A 24,161-nucleotide genomic window follows, 5' to 3' on the forward strand; every position below is an offset into this window, starting at 1 on the left:
TTTGGGCTATTTAAGCCCAATGGGATATGAGCAACGATACGCTTAATATGATGTCCACTTTTGGTGGGTAAGACCAGCGTCACGGAGGATTTAAGTGTACGAATTAATAAAAACCTTACCTTATTGGCTACAGGTTTCACTACTCATCGTTCCTGTGTTAAGTTTTTTAATAGCCGCTTGTGCATTTGCAATAAATGTAAATCAGACAATATTAACCAATAAACTAAGTAGAGCCAAAATCGTGTCTGATTCTCTCCACTCGTTCATGGATGATGACATGATGCACTCTGCGTTTTATAAAATTGAATATAGTCAATTCCATTATGACAATGGGTTTCACGATTCTAAAGAGGAGCGTGAAATCGATAAGTTGTTGAGACATTTTTCAAATTTGGCGCTAATGTGGCAGGACGATTTGTTGACTCTAGATGATATGCATCCTGTTCAATATTTTATTTTACGAACTGTGAATGATCCAGAAATAGTAAAGTATTTATCTTTTATAGACTCTTGGGCAGAGCAAGCGGGAACAGGTGCGCACCCATACTCATCACTTAATAAACTATCAAAAAGTCTAAACGGGAAAGTGAGCGCCTAACAAGAGACTATGGCGTCAATAGTTAATTTTGACATATTGTTTCATCCCACATGACGCCATCTCTCAACATCGAATTGAGTATGACAACCGTTTTCCTCACACAGGCAATTATCGCTACCTTTTTGGGTTTACCATCTGCTACAAGTTTTTGATAAGTTGCCTTAAATACCGGATTACTCTGTATGGCAGACATCATGGCCATATACAAAACGGTTCTCACTTGAGCTCGCCCACCTTGTATTTTCCTCAGCCCTTTATAACGTCCACTTTCTTTGTTCATAGGCGCAACACCAATGAGTGCACTGGCTTGTTTATTGGTGATGTAACCCAATTCCGGGACATTACTAATGATTGATGCAGAAGCGACTTTCCCAATACCCGGCATACTTTGTAAAAGCGTATTTTTTGCCTTAAATTCATCATTATTTTCGATAAGCTTTAGGATTTTTTCTTCAATTTTATCGACCTGATTTTTAATCGCGGTCAATATTGGTTTTATTGTCATCGCTAGTGCTTTAGGTAAAATTTGGATTCGATTCTTTTCCATTGTTTGCATGACTAACAGCTGATTTCGGCGGAGCACTAAATCAGCCATAAGCCTCATATCATCTGGCTTGATATTAGATAAAGCGGGTTTAATTGCTTGCGCGTAATGCGCAATTAGTTGGGCATCGAGTTTGTCGGTTTTAGCGCGTTGACCAATGGCACCTGCAAAGCGTTTTACATGAATTGGGTTAGTAATTACAAAAGGTAAACCTGCTTTATCACATGCCATAATGAAGGGCATTTCTAATCTACCGGTGGCTTAGATAATAATGCGTTCAGGTTTATGTTTTTTAATCTTATTAACGGCTTCTCTAATGCCTTTATCATCGTTGGAAACAGTAAAGTAAATATCTAAAGGTCGAATATAAATATCGAGTTGACATTTACCGGTATCGACGCCGATGTTAATGCTTTGATTTGTTTTGGTATTCATATAAGCTAACTCTTGCATTGCATAATGCGGGCTCGAGGCCCAGTAGACTATTCGAGTATTTTGCTTGGAGTCTTTTAAAGCGTTCGTTCTTGTTATCGGTCTCTCAACTGAGGAGCCTTTGCTCAATCGAACTACTGTAAAAGAAGGCCTTAGTTGCAGCTAAGGCTTGGGTCTCACTTTACCGAAATAGTTTTGAAATGTGTGGGGAATTATCCATACAAGGTGCTCAAGAAAGGACGCAGAAAGCTTGGCTTGCGCTCATTCTTCGCTAATTATAGCCAAGCGTTTTGCGCCGCTTAGCAAGGCGTTAGCTTTCATCGAATATCGAGCAAGGATTCAGGTAATAAATGCTTATAAAAATAGTTAAGACATTTTTGATTTCTCTGTCTTGCATAATTACTCTAGGAGTTTTAAATGCTTATGTGTTCGTTCCTGATCTACAGCGACATGGCGAGATCGTGGCCTATCGAGGAGGCGGAAGCGCAGTTAACTATGAAAAATTAAATAAAACTGGCTGTACCTCCCTTTCAATAAAAGCATCAAGAGTCAATTATGTTGAGAATACACTAGAAGCTGTTGCTTCTTCCGTTGCAGCCGGAGCTAACGTAATTCATCTAAATGTTCACAGAACTAGTGATGATCAACTGGTTGTTTTTCATGACTGGACGTTAGATTGTGCTACAAACGGGTCTGGGCCGTTACATAAAACATCATTTGAGCAGCTGAAAAATATTGATGCAGGGTATGGATATACGTTTGATGATGGTGCGACTTTCCCATTTAGAGGAAAAGGTTTTGGGATTTCCAAGTTAGACGCGTTTTACAAACGGTATCCAAAGCATGAGTTTTGGTTAAACCTAAAGAATAACGACATACGTTCATTCGAAACTCTATATGAGTATCTATCTGGAAAAAAGTCTAGCCATATTATAATTACCTCTTCAAAAGGTATAGAGTGGTTTGGAAACAAGGATTCGTCTCTACGGTTAGCAAGCGTTGATAGTGTAAAGAGTTGCGGAATAGATTATCTCTTAATTGGATGGGCGGGATTAGTTCCTGAGTCCTGTAGGAATACCGTTCTTTTTATACCTCCATCGATGGCAAAGTATTTTTGGGGCTATCCTGAACGCCTAGCATCAAGATTGCAGAGCTATGGTTCGGATGTTTATCTTTGGTCTCGACATGAATCGATTACCCAATCCTACCATGATGTTGTCGCATCGGGTATTGGAGTTATCACTAGTGATCTTGATTTTATTCGTGCAACACAAGCTAACAAACGCGTCAATCAGGACGCTCGCTAGCTCGCGCCTATCGCGCGGGCGTTAGCTTTATCGGGGAAATTTCAACTTCCCCTACTAATAGATTACGATAGTAATATACGACTAAATTCAGCAAGGAATTCTGAAGTATCATTGATGTAGTTTGGGTAAGCTTTTTCTATAGATTTCAAGTCACTCCCAGCAACTAAAAGAACGTTAACATTATTGTCTTGTTCTAGCTCAGCATAACGTTTGAGTGCAGCAATTTTTTTACTTGATGAGTATAGAAAAGCGTTACCTGTTTGGGCTTCGTTATCATATACAAGTAACGTAAAACCAGAACTTTTTGACTTGTCTTTTATCTCGTCCATTTTAAATGCACTGTTGAAAGCATCTAATTTATGATAAGCGGAGAGCTGTGAGTTAAGCTGTGTTAGTTCCGTTTTATATTCTTGTTTTTGTTGATCTGAAATCTCCCATGAAGCATCTTTTAAAGCAAGGAATTCACCCATAATAACAAACAGACGCTTCCAATTAGAACTTGCTGCTTGTGGATTAGTTTTAAGAGTTTCCTTTTCGATAATATCGACAATTTCTACAGTTGTTGCCCATAGGTGTTGAAGTCTAGTCCTTAACTGAACTTCAATTTGGAAACCTTTCCATTCATGTTTGTCTTCGTTTGCATAACATTTGTATACGCGGTGAATTCCACGGTAGCCAGTTGTCTTTGGTTGTTGGATGTAATCGTAGACTTTTACATCATGAACAGTACGGCTAGAGTCGAGGCTTTTACCTAGTCGTTCAAGATCATCAAGAGTATCTACAATTACACGACATCCACCAATATCATGCATTCTCTTTAAACTAATAGCATTGTCGCTTGTGCCATCTAACGACTTTCTCTGAAGCTTATCGATAATTGTTGGTAAACGCTTTAGACGTCTCACAACTGTAGCTGTTTCGAGTAATTCAAGCTTCCGGACATGTTTCCAAACTAAATTTTTTATGATTTGCAATGGATATAAATGAGCAGCACGATAATTTTGGATTACTTCAATGGCATGCTCGTAGTCTCCTTCGTTCTTACGAATAACTCGACCAGCTTTTTCTACTTGCTTCCTAGAAAACGTCAAAGGTTGCTTTGTTTTTTCGTAGCTCTCGTTAACCATTGAAATGTTTAAACCTATGTATATTTGATCACTACATGATACTACTTGACATCAAATAAAGCTAACAAAGCGTTTAAGACGGATTCCCAACGCAGGGTGGCTTCAGTTTCAAGATATGCATTAGTGTTTATGGCATGATGTCTTAAATGTAGTGGTAGCGTTGCTCACCACATAACGCGGCGTTAGCTTTCGGACTTACCCAAAAAAAGTGGACTGATCTTCCCCTGAATAACTAGACATCTTTTATAGTTAGATAAGAGGTGATTTATGACCAGTAAAAAGAAAAATCAAAGCTACACAGAAGAGTTTCGTAAAGAGGCTGTTCGTCGTGCATACCAACCCGGTAATACGAATGCAACAGTGGCCGCTGACTTGCAATAAGAGAATTACTTTCTAAAAAAGGCAGCTGCGTACTTTGCGAAAAACCAGGAGTAAAGTATGCCCTAATACAGCAGTTTGTAGGACAATTTCGTATCACTATTATGTGTAAAGCGATGAAAGTCTCACGCTCTGGCTATTATCAGTTTATTCACCGTAAACCGAGCGATAAAGCCAAATGTCAATCAGCCCCTTAAATTAGTGTTGTATTTATTGTCTGACATACGGAATTTGAATATGGATTTACAGTCACAAGAAGCTTTTGAACATATAAAAGACCTTTGCAAAAAAGAATTCTTTACTTGCTACCCAAACTTTGAAGCCCCCATGCTAAGTGAATCGGACGCTGATGAGACACACCAAAGCGGTCGGACATAGAAATTCATCCAGATTAATTTTAAGTTTAAAAGCGGACATTAGCCCGCTGATGTTTCAGCTGTCTGTTAGACTAATAGTGCCAGAGGAGTGCTGGCCGAGGACATGAGTGTATATTTGAGTGGTGCGGAGGTCGTTGTGACCTAAAAGTTCCTGAACAGTACGAATGTAGGCGCCGGATAACAGCAATTGTGTTGTAAAAGAATGGCGAAAAATATGCGCAGTCACATGTTTGTTGACAGCCTAATCGAGAATATAGTGAACCTAATTCTAGCTGTGCTGCTAAATGATCCTGGCGAGCTGCTTTTTCCAACCATTCGAGCGCAAGCCTATTACCCTTCTTATCGACATCTATGCCATTTTAGTATGCCAGTCCAAGTTGATATTGAGCATTTGAATTGCCTTCTTCTGTTTTATGTCTAATGGACTCAATTGAATCTTTCACAGTCTTTACTCTTAGACTGATTATTTGGACTTACACACTGCCTAACATTGTAAGGAGAAATTCAGCCAGAGGAATCCTTTTGTTAGACGTCAAACTATCTTGGCCGGCCGGTCTTTTTGATTGTCGCCGAACATACGTTGTCTTTTGTCGATATACCGGTTTTCGTGATCAAACAAGTAAACGATTGACCCAGCCCCTTGTAAAAGAATGTTGAGTGTCAGTTGATTTTACACGTTTGTAGCATTGTGGGATCTGTTCTTTTTTGTATTTTCAAGAAATACCAATAAAAACAGTCTAGTAAGCGTGACCTTAATTATTGGTATGGAATGTGCTCTAGGTATGTAAGTGTGTTGGATTATTAACTGAGCCTAAAAACTTAAATCTTGGAGTCACATATGAAATTGAAAATTACGAGTATTGCTTTAACCTTAGGTCTGGCTGCGCAGTCTCATGCAGGCATCATCGCGTACACAGATTATTCTGCTTGGCAAGCTGCTTTAGGTAGCTCTTCACAAGTGACAGAAAATTTCAATGGTAGTGCAAGTAATTTCTCTGCCAATAGTACAGGCAATTCTATTGGAACATACACGACGTTGGATCTGATTGGCGGTGTGGGTGACCCAGGACCGACGGGGTTAACTGGCAACGGTTTTTTAGAAGGTGAAGTAGACTCAAGTTCTTTCTCTACAGACGATGGGCTTAGTTTACAGTTTAATGCTTCTAATATTCTTGGCTTTGGTATTCTTGGCCTGCAAAGCGACAGTAGCAGTTCACCAGGTGGTCTAGATCTTGAGGAAGTTGGTATCGAGTTTGGTGGCGAGAGTTTTTTGGTTAGTGATATATTAGGTTTAACAAATTCCTCCGATGGAAATTCTGTTTCAAGTGTAGAAAATAGCCAGCCTATTCCATTTATTGGTTTTCTGTCTGACACGCCAGCTTCTAGTTTCAGCTTTGTTCATGGTGATCGTGTCGCTCTGGGAGAAGTTAGCGGAGGAACTGAAGCATTCTATATCGATAGCTTGGTGCTGGCCCGGGTTGATGTTCCAGAACCTCCAGCAATTGCATTACTGGCGTTAGGGCTCACTGGGCTCGTTTTAATGCGTCGTAAGAATGCATGAGTTAGTTTGTCTGAACAGTTTGATTGTTGTCAAAGAGAGCCCATCGGGCTCATTTTTGTCTCTTCTGCCGTACCACCTTTCTACTTCTACTTCGCTAGCGCCAAAGTCGCTACAATTCGATTCTTCTGCTCAGCTCTCTTACCCAGACCCAGTTTTTAAAGTCTACAATCAAAACGCGAATTTAAAGCCTGTTTACCTAATACAAAATGGGTATCCGATATCACGTACATTCGGTTTAAAGGCCAGTGGCTTTATCTTGCCACCGTAATGGGTTTATTTTCCCGCGCCATTCTCGGTTGATCATCGAATACGAGTATGACCGAAGAACTGATACGGACTTACCCAAAAAATGGATATCTTTTATTGTTCCATAACCTGTACATGTGAAATAAATAAAACTACACTTGTCCTATTAATTGTACAACTCGAGGTTAATATGAAAATAGTGTCTTTTACTGAAGCGAGAAATGGCTTAAAAGCTGTTTTAGATAGCGTTGTTAACGATGCGGATACAACCGTGATCACACGAAGAGATTCTGAAGATGCTGTTGTTATGTCATTAGATTATTACAACAGCCTTATGGAAACAGTGCATTTATTACGCTCACCAGCAAACGCTGAACACCTTAATCGTTCAATAGCGCAATATAAATCAGGCAAAGTAAATCATAGGGAACTTATTGATGAGTAGTCGTTTGCTTTCATGGACAGATGAAGCTTGGGAGTCTTATGTGCATTGGCAAACGCAGGATAAAAAAACACTGAAGCGTATTAATAAATTGATCGCAGATGTTAAACGCTCACCTTTTGAAGGTATTGGTAAACCAGAACCTTTAAAAGAGAATTTAACCGGTTTTTGGTCTAGACGTATTGATGACACCAATCGTTTAGTCTATGCAGTTGATGATTATGCGGTAACAATAATTTCATGTCGTTACCACTATTAAAAAACTAACAGTAATCGGCAGCTAACAAACCCATTATGCGGGCGTTGGTATGACTCCCCCTGTCAATAAGCGCACAATATTTCCTGCTCTTAGTTCAAACCATAATTCGTTTTCTGTCGCTCAATGAAATTGAGTTAATGCAGAATGAAGTCAGTACTTTCGTCGGTTTACATGCTGATATTCTGAGGTTATTCACTTTCGTGAACAGAGCTGGCCTTACTTGTTCCGTCGTGGTATATATCTTCAGTCACCGCTCTTGGCATCCTGCCTCCGCTGGCACTCGTATGCATGCTCTTAGGTCTATGAAGCGGTTAAGCCCCATAGCTATCATAAAGCTTCCGCTCCTGCTCACGCTCCTTACCTACATCCATGTAGGCAACGCCGTCGGTGTTTATACCACTGCCGTGACTTCTCTCAGCAGTAAGGCTTTGAGTTGGTACTTCGCATCTTTTAGGTCTTTCATGGCCGTTTCACGGGCACGTGATAAATCACGCACCGCTTCATCTTCTGGCTCTGGCACATAGATAGGGCTTAAATCTTCTGATTTGAGTAATTTAGCCAGTTTTAATGCATCTCGTCTGTCCGTTTTGACGCGCTCACCGGGTTTCTTAGGGATAAGGGATGGAGCGACCACATAACAACAGTGCCCAAGTGATGTCAGCAAACGATATATCCAATAGCCACAAGGACCTGCCTCATAAACAAAGTGTAATGTGGCATTGGGGTATTTAGATTGCATCTGCGTCGCAAATTTTTTTATAGGGACTTTGCTATTCGGTATACGCCCGTAATGCTCCGCTTGCTTACCTCTTTGGTCTTCAATGTAAGCCGCTTCATTAAATGCTTTATGGGTATCCAAGCCAATGAATATTATGCTATTTTTAGACATGTTAGCCTCCAAGTTTAGTTCTTTGACAAACTAATTATGGCTCTGGCTTTGCTAACCCACGACATTGGAGGCTAACACCTTGTGGGGAGTCATTATATCTAGGCTTACTTTAAAATTATGATTCCAACAATTGAGACAGAAAGACTAAAACTAGTTCCACCAAGCGTAGATTGTTTTGAAGTATATGAAAAATTCTATACTGATGCAGACGCCTCAAAAGCTTACGGTGGACCAATAGGGAAAGAGCAAGTATGGGCTAGATTAAAGGCTGATATTGGATCTTGGTACTTGCTAGGTTTTGGTGTTTGGGTAATCCAACGTAAGTCAGATAATAATTACATTGGCACTTGTGGCTTTTGGCAAGGAAATGAGTGGCCGAGAGAACTGACTTGGTGGATAACACCAGAAGGAAGAGGGCAAGGAATTGCAACAGAAGCATCAAATGCAGCTTTGATACATGCATATAGCGAGTTTAACTGGGGCATAGTTGAAACCTATATGAATGATGATAATTTAGCAGCTCGAGCGCTTGTAGAAAAACTTGGTGGTAAAAAAACTAGACGAGAGATTTTTAATGATGGTTTGAGTCGAGATATTTATCAAATACCTAAACCAGCCTGACAAGTTACTCAGAAGGACGTAAAACACTTGGCTAATGCTCCTTCGTTGCCTATTTTAGCCAAGCATTTATGCGCCCATTAGTAAGGCGTTCTATTTCTTAAATTATCTGGCCAATGCTCAATAACAAAATATTAATATTATTTTTAATCTTTATCACAACTATTGTATCTAATGCATCAATGGCTAGTTCGTCGAACGATATTGAGCTTATCCAAATCCTAAAAGATGATGTTGGTGGAATTGATGGATTAGGCAATCCTAGAAGCATTAAAGTTACTTCTGATAACTCTATGGCTTTTGTCTCTAGTGGAGATGATAATGCATTTGCTATTTTCAGTTTGGATAATGAATTTAGCTTTTCATTCAGTCAAATTTTTAAAAACTCTTCCGCTGACATAAATGGACTTAAAGGTGCTTCAGGACTGATATATTTAGACCATGGGAATCAAGTAATCGTTACTGGGTTTTACGATGGCGCTTTGACCTTATTTTCTCGTAAAGATAAGCATTATAGTTTTAAAGAAATCATCAGCGACGGCCTGAGTTATGAACGGGTGATTGATAGTGATGAGCCAGTCGGAGATTTGGATAGCCTTGGACTACTTGGTGCATGGGATGTAATCAATACACGTGATGAAAAGCAACTCTTAGTGGCCAGCTATATGAGTAACAGCATTTCTATATTTGATATAACTCACGATGGAACGGTAACTTTCAATAGGGTTGTAAAAGACGCTAAACCATTTGAAGATGATTTGGGCAAACCAACTAGTCTCGCATTATCCTTTTTGAATAATGAACTCTATGTCTTAGGGTTTGAAGGCAATCAATTAACTATCTTTGATAGAAACAAAGAAGGTAATTTGCTGGCAAAGCAAGTTATAAAAAATGGTGTTGATGGTGTAAAACAGCTTGTTAACCCTCAAAAGATTGTTGTTTCACCAAATGGAATGTTCTTGTACATTGCATGTGCAGGAAGCAATTCTATTGTGGTCTTTAACAGGCTAGATAACGGACAATATAGATTTTTACAGTCTATAGATAATTCTCATATCGGTGGTTCGGGACTCGAGGGTGCTAGTAGTTTATCTATTTCGCCAGATGGAGCATTAATTTATGCGGCAGGGGAATTGGGAGTAGGCCTCTATTTGTTTAATGTAGAGGATAATGGAACGCTTAGTTTTAAGAGTAAACTATTAAGCGTACGTGATAATGAATTAAAAAAAATATCTTCAATTACACTTACGCCAGATAACCGACACCTTATGGTGGCTACCGGAAAGGAAAACTCGGTCTTTGTCTTTAAAATTGAGCCAAGGTAGCTGTAAAGAAACATAACTATGCTGTTTAACGCGGCGTTATTTTAAGGACGTAAGATGAATAGAAATAATCCAGATATAGAAACATGGCTTGTAGTAACTTTGTTCATTCTAGCTATCAGCTTACCTATAATTGTAGGGGTAGCATTTTATAAAATTTTCAGAAAATTCAAGCCCACTGAAGAAGCAACAGAAGAGTACGTTAGTATTAGTGCAAGTCGAAATGGTGATGGTTTTGCAAAAACATATTTCACAGGGCTTCTGCTAACTGCGCCATTTTACTACCTAGTTGCAAACATGCTTGGCTATTAAAATATAACAAGTCACTAAAGCGGGATAAATAAAGCTTGGCTTTTGTCTCGTCGCTCAACATTAAAGCCAAGTTAGTTATTCTCCCTGTTTTGGGGGTAAATAAGTAGGGACGCACATAGTTGTAAATGACGAGTTACAACAGGCTATTTAACAAGGGCTGAACACTGTTGGCTTTTGCTGCTGCTTTGTTTAATCTTACTGTGTATATTTTGCCCACCTCTAGGGTGTTAGATAAATTAAGTAAGGACGCATATGTATCATAGGAATTTGATAGCAATATTTAGCTTTTTTTTGCTTATATCATGTAATTCAACAAGAGCTAAAATTGATAAAAATTGTATGGAGCAACATTCATCTCGATTTTCTGAACCTGAAAACTCACTTTACAACTTACCATTTGGTGTAGGCGAAAGTTATGAACTGAGACAAGGTAATTGCACTTTTCATACTCATTCAGTTGAAAATAAAAATGAATTTGCATTTGATTTTATCATGGATATTGGAACGCCCATTCATGCGGCTCGTGCAGGGCAAGTGGCTGCAATTGAGGAGCGTTTTTTCGATGGTAATAATAAGACCAGTGATTTCAATTATGTCGCCATTGCACATGAAGATGGTACATTTGCATTCTACATACATATTACCAATAGTGGCGTGACTGTTGAGCTGGGCGAATTTGTCGAGCAAGGTGATGTGATTGCCTACAGTGGCGATACGGGTATGGAGTCAATTCCTCACTTACACTTTCATGTTATAGAACTCGATGATTCTTGCGTAGAAAATAATGTTATAGGCGCATGTTCATCTATCCCTATTTCTTTTAAAAATGCGAGCCCCAATGACAAAGTACTTCAGCAAGGGGTAACATACACTGCAATGTAACTAAGCTTACAAACTATTGAAGCGAGACTGCTGAAATTTGGCTCGGTTTCGCTTTGCTACAGATTTTAGCCAAATATCATCACCCCTTAATTATTTATTGTATTTTTTGAGGACAACTTTATGTTTAGACGAATAATATTAAGCAGTTTACTCTTATCTAGCATTTCTTATGCAGATGAGCAGGTGCTTTCCATTGAACCAAGGCTACCCGGCAATTTTGAATTGGCTTACCCAAATGAGTCGGCCACTTTTCCAGAGATCAGCGAATTCGAAGTATTAAACTTTGCTCCAATGAGTAACGAAAAAGGTGAGAGATGGGCTGTTATTACTATTAATAATCTGGCTTCTGGTCGAAGAACACTCAATCATAAACATCTATTAGGTTTAGTTGCAGATGGAAACAGAATACATCCGCAAGAAATCTCGCAGAGCTTTCTGGCAAACGAAACGCTTTCTATTGTTGTTAACTTTGGCGAAAATAAGTTTCCACTACTCGATGTCTATTCAAGGACACAAACATAAGAGGGCACTCAATTTCAGACGCAAAAAGTTTAGCTTGCGCTCCTTCGTCACTAATTTTAGCCAAATACTTTCCGGATCTTAGGGGGGATATACCGTACTTACCCAAAAAATGGACATCTCTTATAGCTAGCTAAGAGGTGATTTATTTTCAGTAACAAGAAAAACAAACCTACACATCTTAAAGAGGCTGCTTTATATGCTGAATATTGCCAATGGAAAATAAATTGAATAATAGAGTTATTGAGTTAGTTGACTACGATTCTAGTTGGCAGAAAAAATTCGAACATGAAAAGTTACTGCTTATAAAAGCGATTGGCGCTAATGCAGTAAATATTGAACACATTGGAAGTACTTCTATTGTGTGTTTGGCCGCAAAGCCAGTCATTGATATTTTAATTGAAGTTTCAAGCTTAACAGAGCTAGATTTTGCCAATGAAAAATTGGAAGGCTTTGGTTATGAAGCATTAGGTGAAAATGGTATTCCAGGCCGTCGATACTTTCAAAAAGGCGGCAATCAACGCACGCACCATGTTCATGCGTTTTTATCTGGTGATAAAAACTTAATACGACATCGTGCGTTCAAAGAGTACTTGATAGCCCACTCCGAAATAGCAAAACGATATGGAGATATCAAAAAGCATGCAGCTTTCTGTTGTAATGACGATATTGAAAGGTATATGTCCATGAAAAATGGATTTATTGAAAAATATGAACCACTGGCATTGGATTGGTATGGCATCTAACTAACTTTTAAGCAAGGGTATTATTGCTTATGACGCTTATTTTTAAAGTATTAATATTAGTTGAAGCATTAATTTGTTTTGGCCCGCTATTAATTTTTATAGGATTTGGCCTTATCGTAATTCCTTTTTCAGTTATGAGAGTTTTGGCAGGGCAGTTTGAAGTTTTGTTTCTTGTCGCTATCGAGATAGGAGGAATACTAGGCCTGGTCGCTTTGATTTGTGTTTTTCTGCATATTTTTAATCCAACCCAACAGTACATTTCGCCTACCAAAATACGTTACTTTATTGTTGCTGGCTTTCTATCCTTATTTACATATGCATGTACAGTTGAATTAAACCTTGGCTGGTACATTTATTTACTTGCTACTATCTTGGTGTGTATCCACTTTTTGTACTTAGGCCGTCGCTATGTGTTTTACAATATTTATCAATCATAACCGTGAAAAAGTATAACCAACATTGTTTAGACGACAGTTAAGGCGGAACGTTTTTATTAGAGTCAGCATTTTAATTTAATTGCTGATTTTCTATGTAGTTGCGGTGAAGGGCGCATAACACCTGAAAGCTATATTGATATTTTTCAAAAAATAGCTCTAATGGGTGGCTGTTTTTTATGAATTTTATAAAGCGAAAAAGTGTTAACCAAAGACTTAAACGAAGTTAATTAGTCCTGAAATCGTTCCTTGGAAATAAGAAAAACTCAACCCAATATTTGTAGTGCTATGAAATACTTTAGAAAAATGATTGAGCAGCATATTGCTGTCAATGATGATGAATGGGCTGATGCGTGCAGTATTTTTGATATTAAACGCGTCAAAAAAGGTACTACTGTGCATCATGCAGGTGAGGTATTTAGTCAGATATGGTTGATAAAAAGCGGTTTAGCCCGATCGTACTTAACGGATCTGAATGGAAAAGATCATACTTGGCAACTGTATTTTCGCGGTAAAAGTAAGCATGGATTAAATCACTTTATGGATGATAGTGTCAGCTTTTTTGAAAAAACAGGTTCAATGCTTAATTTTGAAGTACTTGAAGATGCTGTTTTTTATGTCACGTCACTCGATAAACTCAATGCGTTTATGTCACAGGATAAAAAGTGGGCGTTTTTAGCCACTGCCTGGATACACAACACCTATTATTCGGCCACATACAAACGTGTGCTTTCTTTGATGTCAGAGACGGCCGCAAAGCGATATGAGCGGTTACTCGATGAATACCCATTTATATTCAAACAAGTGAAGTCTTACCATATTGCCTCTTATCTTGGTGTTGCTCCGCAGACATTAAGTAAATTAAAAAATGAATCTAGGTGAATGAATTGGGTAATTTAGTTGTTTAGTCTGTGTTTTTTTAACGGAGCTTATCAATGAATTACCTGCAAATTGTTTACTTTGAGTACCTAGTACAATCATCTCTTTTAAAATTACTACAGACAAATCACATCGCTGTAACGGGCACTAAGCTTAGCCGAGGTCTGTCATGATAGAACTGACCAAAATTGGGGCGCAGCTTATTTTTATCGGAATCGCTTTTTTCACAGTCGGTCTAATTCAAGGCGCATTTATACCAAAAGTTAAAAATTCGCGAATGGCGTTGTCTGGTCATTTGACGGCGGTGCAATGCGCGATGGCGCTGGCTATTTTTGGTGTTATTTGGTCGCAGGTTGTGCTGCCTTTACTTTTAGCGCAGTTTGTTGCCTATGGCACGGCTTTGGGTTTTGTACTTATTTGGTTGGGGATCACATTGGCATCGCTCACTGGGGCAAGTACAGCCCTGCCAATTGCAGGCGCTGGTTTTTCTGCAAGCGATAGCATTGAGAAGGCGGTGATGATTTTGGTTCGTTTGGGGTCAATACTCTCATTAATCACTTGCACCGTTTTGGTTGTTGGATTAATACCCATTCTCGGTTTGTTTTAAAAATACCGGCCATCGAACTAAGTTTAATGCCGCTTTTCATTCAGTATCGTCATACATGTTCAAACAAACGCTTAAAACCGTTTGTTTGACGAGTAAATTAGTATGGTTTGAGATGAATCGATAAGGTAAAAATCTTCAGCAAGATTAACAGCGCTTATAAGGCCTGTTGTTCCACTTTTAAGTTTTATCAAATATCTTACTTTAGAGGATACGTATGCCCATTAGTCCAATTGAAGCGAAACATTGGAATAATATTTTAGAAATTCAGCATGCTTCTTATCAAGAGATTGGCGCGGAAAAGTTAACTGTTCTTAAAAGTAAAAATGAAGCCTCGCCTGATACTTGCTTTGTAAGCTTATCTGATACCGGGTTGGTGAATGGCTATTTACTAGCGCACCCATGGCGTGGATTATCCCCACCAAAATTATTTAAGCCTTTACCTGATATTAAAACCTCTGAGTATTTATACCTGCATGATATGGCGATAAAGCCTGAATTTAAAGGAAAGGGAATAGGGCGTTCGCTTGCTTTAAAACTGTTTGAAGTCGCAAAAAACAAAGGTGTTAACTGCGTTAATCTGGTGGCGGTACAAGGCGCTGAAACCTTTTGGCTGAGAATGGGATTTAAACCGGTTAAGGACGTTAATCTATGTTCAAGTTATGGCAAAGATGCAGTGCTAATGCAAAAGTTAATTGCTGATTAATGAGTAGCAATTAAATAGCATTGAAGGTTCAGAGCATTTTTGTTTTCCCAACTTTTCATTTAAGCTTCGCGCCAGTTCAATATTAATCGTAAATTGAATTTAAACCTTTTCAGCCATTGGTTGCGTCTAACCTTTGGTAGTCGTCATCTATAAAAGGAAAATAATGAAGTTTTTAACCCGCATTCTAATAATAGCCCTGTTTTTTTCTAGCCACGCAATAGCAGAACCTGCGAAAAAGGTATTGATTGTTGCCTCTAATATGCTTGATATGGGTGACCCTGAAAAGCACGACGCGAGAAATAATTTATGGGAATTTGCGCCGCCTTATCACACCTTTTTCAGCCATGGCTATGACATTGACTTTGTATCACCAAAAGGTGGAAAAGTTGAATTTATGATGCAGCCTCTTGGCATCAGCAGCTACACAATAAAATATGAAGGTTTTTTAGATAAAGCCAACCGTTCATTTTCGCCTGAACAAATTAATCCTGATGACTATTGGGGCGTTTATATTGGTGGCGGTTATGGTGTGATGTTTGATGTGGCTGATAACAAAAAAATACATGCCATTATTCGTCGTATTTATGAATCTGGCGGTATGGTTGGTGTAGGCGGTCATGGCGCGGGTGCGATTGCTAATGTGACTTTATCTGACGGTGACTTTTTAGTAAAAGGTAAAAAAGTAGCAGGTTTTCCTAACTCGACAGAAAAATCTAAACCATGGGCCAAACAGGGTACACTTTTACCCTTTTTTATAGAAACTCAGCTCAATAAAAATGGGGCGTTGGCGCAAAATAAACAGACACTTAAAGACAAACACGCAGTGATCACGGATAAGCGAATTGTATCGACGATGTTTTTACCATCTGCTGCATTGGTTGCAAAAGAAATGATACTTTCAAAGCCGCAATAAGCCTTGTCTTTATTACAGCAAATATCTTTTTTAGTGGCGATGAGAATGCACTTGTGCAGACTTTATCGCCATTAGCTTTTTTACCTTTGTAATATTGATTTAACCCTGTAAATAAAAGATGCGCTATTTAATTAAAATAACTTTAATACTGGGTGCTTTAGTAACGCTTATCTATCAGGTTTGTTTTTATCTGATGCCGAGTATCACTGTGGTTAATCTGTCTGGTAGTGTGATAAAAAGTGCCAAGGTTATTTTGCCGAGCAACCAACTCGATTTTGGTCAGCTGGCGGATAAAGAAACAAACACGTTATATTATTCACTTGAACAAGCTGATGGTGTCTATCAATATAGGTTCTCACTCGCTAGTCAGGTTGTACTTGAGGGGCGTTGCGGTTATGTCACGCAAAGTGAATACAATAAACGTGTTGTGATGACGGTTAGCGACCATAAAGTCAGGTGTGAATAAGTATCAAGGACGGTATATGAATAAAAGTATCTTGTGGGGAATAATGGTTGTCTCTGCCATTGTTGTCGCCAGTTATGCCGTTATATTGCTAATAGCGCCCGCTATTAGACCGCCGTTTATTCAAAACTTATTTTCAAATTTCCCGAGTATTACCCGTATTCATCTCGCTGGTGGAGCGATTGCAATTGTAACGGGGGCTTGGCAATTTAATACGACATTCAGGCAAAAGTACTTGTCACTCCATAAGTTACTGGGGCGTTTTTATGTCGGCGCTATTGTCTTTAGCGCAGTGACAGGTTTTATTTTGGCATTAAACTCGGTTGGTGGTTTTTATGCCCAACTCGGTTTTGGTCTAATGGCTATTTTTTGGCTGGTGATCACCTTAAAGGCCTATGCTGTTATACGCCAAGGTGATGTTAAGTTGCATGAGCGTTGGATGATTCGAAGTTACGCGGTCACATTGGCGGGCGTCACGTTAAGACTGTACCTTGGTATCAGCATTGTTTTAGGGATTCAATTTTCAGTTATCTACCCCGTTTTAGCCTGGCTGTGCTGGGTACCCAATCTTTTCTTTGCGCAGTGGTTTATTTCGACTAAAACAAAGACTGGTCATACTTTTAAAAAGCAAATAAACATTAACTGAGCTGTTTAACTAGCATCATCTTTAATTTGTCATCAGAGGAAGTTTTTTTGGAATTTACGCTACAAGGTTACATATTCGTTATTACTTTTGTATTAGTGTTTTTGTTATTGCTATACAGAAGACACAGAATAAAAACGAATCAGAGACGATTAGCATTTATCGACGGTTTTCAGTTTCCTGATAACGTTAAAATTAAAGTTCAAGAAAAGTATAATCACCTAACTGACAGTGATTTAGCGCTAGTTGAGAAAGGCTTGAAGGAATGGTTTTACATTTCTTTTTATGCCAAAGGAAAAGCGGCCTCTATGCCTTCACAAGTGGTTGATGTGGCATGGCATGAATTTATCCTCTTTACAAAAATGTACCAGGGATTTTGCGATAGCGCTTTTGGCTATTTTTTGCATCACACCCCCTCCGAAGCAATGAAATCGCAAAAAAGTGCTCAAAAAGGGATCAAGCTTACTTGGAAAATAGCGTGCACCAGAGAGAACATCTCGCCCAGTACCCCAAAAAAGCTACCTGTTTTATTTGGTATTGATGCCCGACTGAAAATTCCTGATGGTTTTAAGTACTCATTAAATTGTGATGGCCCACGAAGCCAAGGATATTGTGCAACACATATAGGTTGTACATCTACTCCATCTTGCTTTGGCGGTGACAGTGATTCAGGTAGTAGCGGTTGCAGCAGTTGTGGTGGTGGGGGTGATTAGCCGCATCAATACCACCAAGAATAAAGTGATTAAGCTTGCTTTATGTCAATACCTTGTTCAATTGCTTTTAAACCGTGCGATAACTTTTATGCGTTCAATACCTAGTAGAGTATTTATGAAGTATTTATTTTCTGCCTTAGTTTTATTTATCTCTTTTACTACTGTTGCGGATAGCGCACAGAAGATAAAGCCTTTTGAAATTCCTCGTAGCCATGTGATCGAGATTGACGACCCCGATTCAAATCGGGTGTATCCGCTTTTTATCAAATTACCACGCTCCTACCACAAACAAAAAGAGAAGACTTATCCTGTTATTTATTTAACCGATGCTTGGTATAGTTTTCAGATCGTCTCTGGTGCCACGCGATTTCCAATGAACAGTGGAAAAATGCAAGAAGCTATTCTTGTTGCTATTTCATACGAAAAAGATTCTAAAGGGCCGTCTAGTAGAATTCGCGATTATACCCACATCGAAGATAAAAGCTGGAAGTTAGCGACAGGGCAAGCTAACGCTCATATGACGTTTATTGAAAAATCAGTATTTTCGTTTATCGAAAAAAACTATCGAGTCAATGCGTCTCGCACTTATGTCGGTAATTCTTTAGGCGGACTATTTGGTGCCTATATTTTAATGACCAAGCCACAAATGTTTGATGATTATGTATTAGGTAGCCCATCTGTGTGGTTTAAAGATAATGATATTCTTAAGTTAAATACCAAGTTGAATCCAAATCACCACAGGGTATTTATTGGTGTTGGCACACAAGAAACACCTGCATTTAACACAAGTAAACACGATATGGTTCTGGGAGCAAAAGCGTTGGCTGCTAAACTATCAAGTGAACTTTTTCCTAATACCGAAGTTAAATTTTTGGCCATTGACGGGGCTGTACATGAAACAGCTTTTCCCACAACGGCTACCCAAGGATTGTACTGGCTGTTGAAAACAAACACGAACTAATACGCATTACACTGATAAACATGGATGTTTTTTCATTTTTGCTATGAACAATACGCCTTATCTGCTTTAACGTGCTGTTTAGCTTATTGGTGCTTTTCGTTAATTTAACGCCTTGTATTATCACACTAAATTTAATAATTAGTGCGCTGATGCAAAAAGTATCTGTTTTAATTCTCTTCTTTGTCGCTTTATTGAATGTCCCGTTTGCTTATGCCAACAAGGACAATGTGTTGTATGTGCAGTTGCAATCAACAGGTGAGCATCTTCATGTTAAGGCTAATCTTGATAATGATGTAATAGCATTTGAAGTCAGTGATGCTTTAACACAACTTGAAGCTGACTTTGGGCAACTTTGGGGCGAGCTTGATACTTGGCAGGTAAACAAAAAAAATGTAGCGCATTTGGTTTCTCAGTATGAAGCATCATTGCTGACACCGTTAAATCGATTACTTGAAAACGCTAAGCAGGTTCATTTCATCATAGATGAAACGAGCTTTGACTATGCGCTAGGTTTGATCCCTTATCGCGGTCAGCCACTGTTTTTGCAATATCCCATTTCTTACAGCACTGACAACGTTAAGGTACTAACAAAAAGCTATTATTCAGAGAATTGGCGCGGTTTATCCATTTCAGATGAAACCGCCGATCCAGATAATGCCGCTGCATTTATTGGCAGTTTTTTAACCCGTAGTGAGCACTATAAAATGGAAGAGGTGAACTACAGCCAATTTAAACAATTTGAAGCTAAAGATTTATTAGTTTTTAGTCTTCATGGGGTAAAAACAGATGCAAGTGCCATTATGACCTTAAATGAAGAATCAATAACGGCAGAGGATTTTGCGCACTTTAATAGTCAGTTAATCTACCTTGATTCATGCCAAATGGGCGCGTCTTTAAATTTTGCTAATGGACTTAAAAACTACGGAAATGAGTTTTTGATTGCTCCACTTTTTAGTAATGAGGCAGGAGGGTCTTCAAGTGAAACCATTAATGGCTTTTTCTCTCATTTAAAAGCGGGCCATTCACCCGCTGTGGCTATGTTCAAAGTTAGAAAAGCACTCTTTGAAAAATATAGCCAAGCACAAAACCCCGACGATGCTTATTGGAAAGCGTTTCCGTTTAGGGTTTATCAACAGATTTAAGCTATCTCGGAAACTTGTTTTACTAACACACATAATTGCGTTATTTGATTAAATGTTTGCCATTATCATCAAGCCTATTTTATTGTATTCGAGGTATGGTTAACTTGGCCTTAAAAAGGCACCTTAATAAAAAACAGAGCAAGTCACAATCTTGCAAGTTGTATCAGGTTTAGCTTGTTTTTATTCCGTATATTTTAAAAGGAAGATTAAAATGTCAGTAAAAAATGTAAGTAGCGTCATTTCTATTTTACCGGTTCAAAATTTTGAGCAGGCACTCACTTGGTATCAAACCTTGATGGGGCGCACTCCAGATATCGTGCCGATGGAAGGGATAGCTGAATGGCAAATTGTTGAAAATGCTTGGATACAAGTGTCGTTTGATCCAGAGCGAGCAGGGCAAACCACAGTGGTACTTTGTGTTGATAATTTAGCGGCTCAATATCAAAGGTGTATCGATGCTAATTTAGCTATTGGTGAAATTGTAGAATACCCTGAAATTATCAAAATGGCTGAGGTGAATGATCCTGAGGGAAACAAACTGTCTTTTGTTGAAGATATATCAACGAAGTAAAAGCGCTGCCTGCAAATCAGCTGTAAAAGCGAAGTAGTCATGCATCTGCCTCTGCTTCGCTAAGACAGTGTTATTTCATTCACTTACCTTTTAGGGCGACTTTTCTTTAAGCATGAAAATCATTTTTAAATCACTTATCAGTATTTTTTTGCTCTATCCATACTCATTTCTCATCGTTTGGCATTTTACCCTCAGCGATTCGGGCTTGGATGATGCCCTAAAAGGTCTACCCGGTATCTTATTTGAGGTAAGTGCTGTCATAGCGCTGATTTCAATGTGGGCTTTTACTTGGTTTATTCAAACTCGACACTATGCGGTTAAAGGTTTCTGGCTTGCCTTGGTGATTTATAGCGTTTTTCTGTGGCTGAGTTATCCAAAATCTTTTGTTATCAGTTTGGCAATTATTCCGCTTGTTATTTTTGCAATCGCTTGTATTAGCTATTCAAAAAAAACACTTTTTAACGGCTCAAGAAAATGGCTAACAAAGGCGAATAACAGTGAATGTGAAAGGTTACGCAAAATGGTCAACTTGATGACCAAATTAAAGATATTTAAGACCAAAACGCGAGGGTGATGAATTATTCTGGATGGAATCTTCTTATTTATTCCTGACTGACAAGTGGTTAGATTGATAATTAATAGGGCGAATGGCTTAAAAGACAGAACAAAATATGAATATTATTGGATATAAAGCATGGAAAGAAAAAAAATAATAGGTACCACTTTAATAGCACTATCCATTGTTTATCTTTTAAATGCCTCTTGGTTAGCTCCCAGAAGTGAAAGAAACCTGCAACTTTTGGCACACCGTGGATTACATCAAACATTTGAACCTGCAGGGGTATCAAATGATACTTGTACTGCCTATCATATACACCCCCCAACTCATCAATACATAGAAAATACCCTTTCCTCCATGCATCAAGCATTAAAAATGGGCGCTGATATTATTGAATTTGATATTCATCCCACTATTGATGGTGAATTTGTTGTCTTTCATGATTGGGAGCTAGAGTGTCGTACCAATGGAAAAGGTGTGGTGCGCGAACAAACGATAAGCTATTTGAAGACACTGGATGTCGGTTATGGTTACACAGCTGATAGTGGCCGAAGTTATCCTTTTAGAGGAAAATTTATTGGCAAGATGCCAACTTTAAATGAGGTGTTAACTGAATTTCCCCAGACTGAGTTTTGGGTCAATATTAAGAGCAAGTCCAATAAAGAGGTAGAGGCCCTGACGCACTACCTTGCAAAGAATAAAACGCTGAACCGGAAGAAACTTACCATATATGGCGCCGCCGAAAATATTGATTTATTTAATAAGCTCAATCCTGACATGAAAACTTTTTCAATGCAGCAAGCAAAAGACTGTATAAAGTCTTATATTATTTACGGTTGGCTAGGGCTATTGCCTGACAGTTGCCATAACAATATTATTGCTGTCCCAGTTAATTATCAGTGGTTAATTTGGGGCTGGCCAAAACGATTTGAAGCACGACTAAAAACAGTTAATAGTAGGGCTGTCATCATTGGTCCACTTATCAAAGGCCAAGTAAATCAAGGTATTGATAGCCTTGAAATATTTCATGATGTTAATGCTAATTTTCGTGGCATAGTAATGACTAATCGGATTGATATTCTGGCTAGCAAGAATGATTTGAGCAATCAATGCGAATAACAAAAACAATGGAGTAGAGCGTGAAAGGGTATTTAATATTAGATTTTTCAATAAAAGACTTTAGTAAATTTAAAGAATACATTGAGAAAATTCCAGCATTTATAAATAAGCATGGTGGCAGATACATAGTCCAGGGGGTGGTTCCTGAAGCGATTGAAGGAGACTGGCAACCTGAAAGAGTGGTGGTGTTAGAGTTTCCCAGTAACAAGCATGCTAAAGCCTTTCTTGCGGACCCCGATGCTCAACCTTTATTTTCTATTCGTCACTCGACAACACAAAGTAAACTTATATTAGCTGAAGGTTGTTTGTAAATTTATTATTTATCACGGAGGATACTATGCACTTAGCTCAACTTAATATTGCTGATACTAAATACGCTTTAGATGCGCATGAAATGAAAGACTTTGTTGATAATTTAGCGCCTATTAACGCCATTGCAGAATCGAGCCAAGGCTTTATTTGGCGATTAAAAGACGAAGCAGGCGACGCTACTCATATTCAGTATTTTGATGATCCCAATATCATCATCAACATGTCTGTGTGGGATTCAGTTGATGCGTTAAAAAGTTTTATGTTTAAAACCCACCACCGAGATTTTCTTCGCCGTAAAAAAGAGTGGTTTAACCCTATTGCTGAAGCGAGTTATGTTATGTGGTGGATACCTGAAGGTCATATTCCAACGCTGGATCATGCCGTTGAAAAACTAAAACTGCTTCGCGATAAAGGCGATAGCCCTGCAGCATTTAGCTTTAAAAACCCTTACAGTGCTGATGAATATATAAAAAGTAAATCGCTAGCTGTTTAGTCAAAAAGACTGATTTTTGTTGCTTTGTTATGAGAGGTTTATTAAACCTCAAATTATAGGTAAGCATATAAAAGATAAAGATTTTTAAAAAATATAAATTTATTCAACTATGCTTTTATTATGCAGGCATATATAGGGAATAGGAATTGAATAAATTCTTAATTGCAGTTTTGTCGATTATTTTTAGTCACAGCATTCATGCAGAAAGTAATGCACGACTAAAGTTTGATATAAGTACTCGGTTGTCGCTAAATCAAACTAACGACGAAATAGGCAGTATGACCCCACTTGGCTTTGATTACCACAATACGATCGCTGATACGCACAGTGATGTCGGCACCTTCGTTTTACAATTGTATGCTACAAAAATTAATAACCTATCGCCACACCCTCCATTTTTTGATGAAGAAAATGATTTCAAATTAGTCACGCGAATTTTTAATTTTAATTACACTGGTCTGGGGCGTTCATTACCAAATGTAAAAGTCGGCCATATAGAGCTGCCTTATGGCATTGAATATCGGGTAAATACCAACGGAACCTTGAGACAATACAGCCATGGTATGAATCTTGGGCCAAAGGCAGATTGGGGGATAAGCCTCAATAAACAACATGAAAACTTAGAGTATGAATTCTCACTAACCACAGGCGGTGGGCAAGATTTTACCAACCAAAATAATTCCTATGTTTTTACAGGTTATATTGGTACACCATCCCATCATAATTTTCACTATGGCGTTTCAGTTAATAAAAGCGAAATTAATCGCTTTGAGCGGGAAAGTTTAGCTTTTGATGCTGCTTACTATTATCAACTTTGGAGCATGTTTTTAGAAATCCAAGTAGGTAGTAAAGGAGGCTTAGATCATCACCAAGCGTTTGCTGAATTAAACTATACAACTTCATCTCATGATTGGCTTTTTTATCTTCAAACTCGTTATACCGAAACAGAAAATACAACTACCCGAAAGGATTTAATCGTCGGCGGCAAATACCGTTTGACAACAGATTTATCCGGAAGTGTTCAAGTTATTGAATTTATTGAGCAAAATACTACTCAAGTTCTAGCCCAACTAAGATATCGGTTTTAACA

General features: G+C 38.5%; 28 protein-coding genes and 4 pseudogenes. 28 read left to right on the forward strand and 4 right to left on the reverse strand.

Features of this window, described 5'->3' with window-relative positions; all coding sequences use genetic code 11:
* Nucleotides 1–277: 277 nt before the first annotated feature.
* A complete protein-coding gene (locus HR060_RS19220; RefSeq protein ID WP_217434961.1) occupies nucleotides 278–598 on the forward strand; it encodes a hypothetical protein in 321 nt (106 codons plus the stop codon).
* A 22-nt stretch (nucleotides 599–620) separates the two neighbouring features.
* Here HR060_RS19220 and HR060_RS16575 read toward each other — a convergent pair.
* Nucleotides 621–1,577, reverse strand: a pseudogene (locus HR060_RS16575) (IS110 family RNA-guided transposase).
* A gap of 347 nt (nucleotides 1,578–1,924) precedes the next feature.
* On the opposite strand from HR060_RS16575, the gene HR060_RS16580 reads away from it, so the two are divergent.
* Entirely contained in the window at nucleotides 1,925–2,881 is a 957-nt protein-coding gene (locus HR060_RS16580; RefSeq protein ID WP_174201406.1) for a glycerophosphodiester phosphodiesterase family protein, read from the forward strand.
* A 62-nt stretch (nucleotides 2,882–2,943) separates the two neighbouring features.
* Here HR060_RS16580 and HR060_RS16585 read toward each other — a convergent pair whose 3' ends face one another.
* A complete protein-coding gene (locus HR060_RS16585) occupies nucleotides 2,944–4,008 on the reverse strand; it encodes a RelA/SpoT domain-containing protein (RefSeq protein WP_174201407.1) in 1,065 nt (354 codons plus the stop codon).
* A 267-nt stretch (nucleotides 4,009–4,275) separates the two neighbouring features.
* Between HR060_RS16585 and HR060_RS16590 the strand changes: the two genes are divergently transcribed.
* Nucleotides 4,276–4,389 carry a transposase gene (locus HR060_RS16590; RefSeq protein WP_174201408.1) on the forward strand — a complete coding sequence of 38 codons (114 nt, stop codon included), beginning with the start codon at nucleotides 4,276–4,278 and terminating at the stop codon, nucleotides 4,387–4,389.
* A 429-nt stretch (nucleotides 4,390–4,818) separates the two neighbouring features.
* On the opposite strand, the pseudogene HR060_RS16595 reads toward HR060_RS16590, so the two are convergent.
* Nucleotides 4,819–5,001 (reverse strand): annotated as a pseudogene (locus HR060_RS16595) (tyrosine-type recombinase/integrase); the annotation flags it as partial.
* 588 nt (nucleotides 5,002–5,589) lie between these two features.
* On the opposite strand from HR060_RS16595, the gene HR060_RS16600 reads away from it, so the two are divergent.
* The 4 genes and pseudogenes from HR060_RS16600 to HR060_RS16610 all read left to right on the forward strand — a co-directional run bounded on the left by HR060_RS16600 (nucleotide 5,590) and on the right by HR060_RS16610 (nucleotide 7,271).
* Nucleotides 5,590–6,324, forward strand: coding sequence for a PEP-CTERM sorting domain-containing protein (locus tag HR060_RS16600; RefSeq protein WP_174201410.1), 735 nt, complete (start codon nucleotides 5,590–5,592; stop codon nucleotides 6,322–6,324).
* A gap of 174 nt (nucleotides 6,325–6,498) precedes the next feature.
* Nucleotides 6,499–6,621: pseudogene (locus HR060_RS19895) on the forward strand (IS3 family transposase); the annotation flags it as partial.
* A 139-nt stretch (nucleotides 6,622–6,760) separates the two neighbouring features.
* Nucleotides 6,761–7,015 carry a type II toxin-antitoxin system Phd/YefM family antitoxin gene (locus HR060_RS16605; RefSeq protein ID WP_174201411.1) on the forward strand — a complete coding sequence of 85 codons (255 nt, stop codon included), beginning with the start codon at nucleotides 6,761–6,763 and terminating at the stop codon, nucleotides 7,013–7,015.
* Nucleotides 7,008–7,271, forward strand: a complete 264-nt coding sequence (locus HR060_RS16610) for a Txe/YoeB family addiction module toxin (RefSeq protein WP_174201412.1) — start codon at nucleotides 7,008–7,010, stop codon at nucleotides 7,269–7,271. The genes HR060_RS16605 and HR060_RS16610 overlap by 8 nt, the downstream gene beginning before the upstream one ends.
* A 412-nt stretch (nucleotides 7,272–7,683) precedes the next feature.
* On the opposite strand, the pseudogene HR060_RS16615 reads toward HR060_RS16610, so the two are convergent.
* Nucleotides 7,684–8,160: pseudogene (locus HR060_RS16615) on the reverse strand (IS110 family transposase); the annotation flags it as partial.
* A 117-nt stretch (nucleotides 8,161–8,277) separates the two neighbouring features.
* Here HR060_RS16615 and HR060_RS16620 point away from each other — a divergent pair.
* The 21 genes from HR060_RS16620 to HR060_RS16720 all read left to right on the forward strand — a co-directional run bounded on the left by HR060_RS16620 (nucleotide 8,278) and on the right by HR060_RS16720 (nucleotide 24,159).
* Nucleotides 8,278–8,781, forward strand: coding sequence for a GNAT family N-acetyltransferase (locus HR060_RS16620; protein WP_174201413.1), 504 nt, complete (start codon nucleotides 8,278–8,280; stop codon nucleotides 8,779–8,781).
* A gap of 113 nt (nucleotides 8,782–8,894) precedes the next feature.
* Nucleotides 8,895–10,103: a lactonase family protein gene (locus HR060_RS16625; protein WP_174201414.1), complete on the forward strand. Its 1,209-nt coding sequence runs from the start codon at nucleotides 8,895–8,897 to the stop codon at nucleotides 10,101–10,103.
* A 54-nt stretch (nucleotides 10,104–10,157) separates the two neighbouring features.
* Nucleotides 10,158–10,412 carry a hypothetical protein gene (locus tag HR060_RS16630; RefSeq protein ID WP_174201415.1) on the forward strand — a complete coding sequence of 85 codons (255 nt, stop codon included), beginning with the start codon at nucleotides 10,158–10,160 and terminating at the stop codon, nucleotides 10,410–10,412.
* A 339-nt stretch (nucleotides 10,413–10,751) separates the two neighbouring features.
* The gene (locus HR060_RS16635; RefSeq protein WP_174201416.1) at nucleotides 10,752–11,294 is read left to right on the forward strand and encodes a M23 family metallopeptidase; all 543 of its coding nucleotides are present in this window, start codon (nucleotides 10,752–10,754) and stop codon (nucleotides 11,292–11,294) included.
* A gap of 120 nt (nucleotides 11,295–11,414) precedes the next feature.
* A complete protein-coding gene (locus HR060_RS16640; RefSeq protein ID WP_174201417.1) occupies nucleotides 11,415–11,816 on the forward strand; it encodes a hypothetical protein in 402 nt (133 codons plus the stop codon).
* A 224-nt stretch (nucleotides 11,817–12,040) separates the two neighbouring features.
* Nucleotides 12,041–12,559 (forward strand): GrpB family protein, encoded by a 519-nt coding sequence (locus tag HR060_RS16645; protein ID WP_174201418.1) that lies wholly within the window; start codon nucleotides 12,041–12,043, stop codon nucleotides 12,557–12,559.
* A 29-nt stretch (nucleotides 12,560–12,588) separates the two neighbouring features.
* On the forward strand, nucleotides 12,589–12,996 hold the full coding sequence (locus tag HR060_RS16650; RefSeq protein WP_174201419.1) for an Asp23/Gls24 family envelope stress response protein: 408 nt from the start codon (nucleotides 12,589–12,591) through the stop codon (nucleotides 12,994–12,996).
* Between the two features lie 285 nt (nucleotides 12,997–13,281).
* On the forward strand, nucleotides 13,282–13,875 hold the full coding sequence (locus HR060_RS16655) for a Crp/Fnr family transcriptional regulator (protein ID WP_174201420.1): 594 nt from the start codon (nucleotides 13,282–13,284) through the stop codon (nucleotides 13,873–13,875).
* A gap of 166 nt (nucleotides 13,876–14,041) precedes the next feature.
* Nucleotides 14,042–14,479 carry a hydrogenase gene (locus HR060_RS16660; protein ID WP_174201421.1) on the forward strand — a complete coding sequence of 146 codons (438 nt, stop codon included), beginning with the start codon at nucleotides 14,042–14,044 and terminating at the stop codon, nucleotides 14,477–14,479.
* Nucleotides 14,480–14,693: 214 nt separating this feature from the next.
* Nucleotides 14,694–15,182 (forward strand): GNAT family N-acetyltransferase, encoded by a 489-nt coding sequence (locus tag HR060_RS16665; protein ID WP_174201422.1) that lies wholly within the window; start codon nucleotides 14,694–14,696, stop codon nucleotides 15,180–15,182.
* Nucleotides 15,183–15,345: 163 nt separating this feature from the next.
* Nucleotides 15,346–16,095 carry a DJ-1/PfpI family protein gene (locus HR060_RS16670; RefSeq protein WP_174201423.1) on the forward strand — a complete coding sequence of 250 codons (750 nt, stop codon included), beginning with the start codon at nucleotides 15,346–15,348 and terminating at the stop codon, nucleotides 16,093–16,095.
* Nucleotides 16,096–16,213: 118 nt separating this feature from the next.
* On the forward strand, nucleotides 16,214–16,561 hold the full coding sequence (locus HR060_RS16675) for a hypothetical protein (protein ID WP_174201424.1): 348 nt from the start codon (nucleotides 16,214–16,216) through the stop codon (nucleotides 16,559–16,561).
* A gap of 16 nt (nucleotides 16,562–16,577) precedes the next feature.
* Nucleotides 16,578–17,204 carry a DUF2306 domain-containing protein gene (locus HR060_RS16680; protein WP_174201425.1) on the forward strand — a complete coding sequence of 209 codons (627 nt, stop codon included), beginning with the start codon at nucleotides 16,578–16,580 and terminating at the stop codon, nucleotides 17,202–17,204.
* Nucleotides 17,205–17,251: 47 nt separating this feature from the next.
* Nucleotides 17,252–17,914, forward strand: coding sequence for a glycine-rich domain-containing protein (locus tag HR060_RS16685; protein WP_217434963.1), 663 nt, complete (start codon nucleotides 17,252–17,254; stop codon nucleotides 17,912–17,914).
* Nucleotides 17,865–18,875: an alpha/beta hydrolase gene (locus HR060_RS16690; protein ID WP_343044262.1), complete on the forward strand. Its 1,011-nt coding sequence runs from the start codon at nucleotides 17,865–17,867 to the stop codon at nucleotides 18,873–18,875. The genes HR060_RS16685 and HR060_RS16690 overlap by 50 nt, the downstream gene beginning before the upstream one ends.
* Nucleotides 18,876–19,024: 149 nt before the next feature.
* Nucleotides 19,025–20,017: a CHAT domain-containing protein gene (locus HR060_RS16695; RefSeq protein WP_174201426.1), complete on the forward strand. Its 993-nt coding sequence runs from the start codon at nucleotides 19,025–19,027 to the stop codon at nucleotides 20,015–20,017.
* Nucleotides 20,018–20,228: 211 nt separating this feature from the next.
* The gene (locus tag HR060_RS16700) at nucleotides 20,229–20,588 is read left to right on the forward strand and encodes a VOC family protein (protein ID WP_174201427.1); all 360 of its coding nucleotides are present in this window, start codon (nucleotides 20,229–20,231) and stop codon (nucleotides 20,586–20,588) included.
* A gap of 694 nt (nucleotides 20,589–21,282) precedes the next feature.
* Nucleotides 21,283–22,266 carry a glycerophosphodiester phosphodiesterase family protein gene (locus HR060_RS16705; protein WP_174201428.1) on the forward strand — a complete coding sequence of 328 codons (984 nt, stop codon included), beginning with the start codon at nucleotides 21,283–21,285 and terminating at the stop codon, nucleotides 22,264–22,266.
* Nucleotides 22,267–22,286: 20 nt separating this feature from the next.
* On the forward strand, nucleotides 22,287–22,577 hold the full coding sequence (locus HR060_RS16710; RefSeq protein ID WP_174201429.1) for a DUF1330 domain-containing protein: 291 nt from the start codon (nucleotides 22,287–22,289) through the stop codon (nucleotides 22,575–22,577).
* A 26-nt stretch (nucleotides 22,578–22,603) separates the two neighbouring features.
* Complete coding sequence (locus tag HR060_RS16715) at nucleotides 22,604–23,071, forward strand: DUF3291 domain-containing protein (RefSeq protein ID WP_174201430.1); 468 nt, start codon at nucleotides 22,604–22,606, stop codon at nucleotides 23,069–23,071.
* Between the two features lie 146 nt (nucleotides 23,072–23,217).
* Nucleotides 23,218–24,159, forward strand: coding sequence for a hypothetical protein (locus HR060_RS16720; protein WP_174201431.1), 942 nt, complete (start codon nucleotides 23,218–23,220; stop codon nucleotides 24,157–24,159).
* Nucleotides 24,160–24,161 lie beyond the last annotated feature (2 nt).

Origin of the sequence: Marinifaba aquimaris (genome assembly GCF_013328345.1) — a bacterium.
Classification (GTDB): domain Bacteria; phylum Pseudomonadota; class Gammaproteobacteria; order Enterobacterales; family Alteromonadaceae; genus Marinifaba; species Marinifaba aquimaris.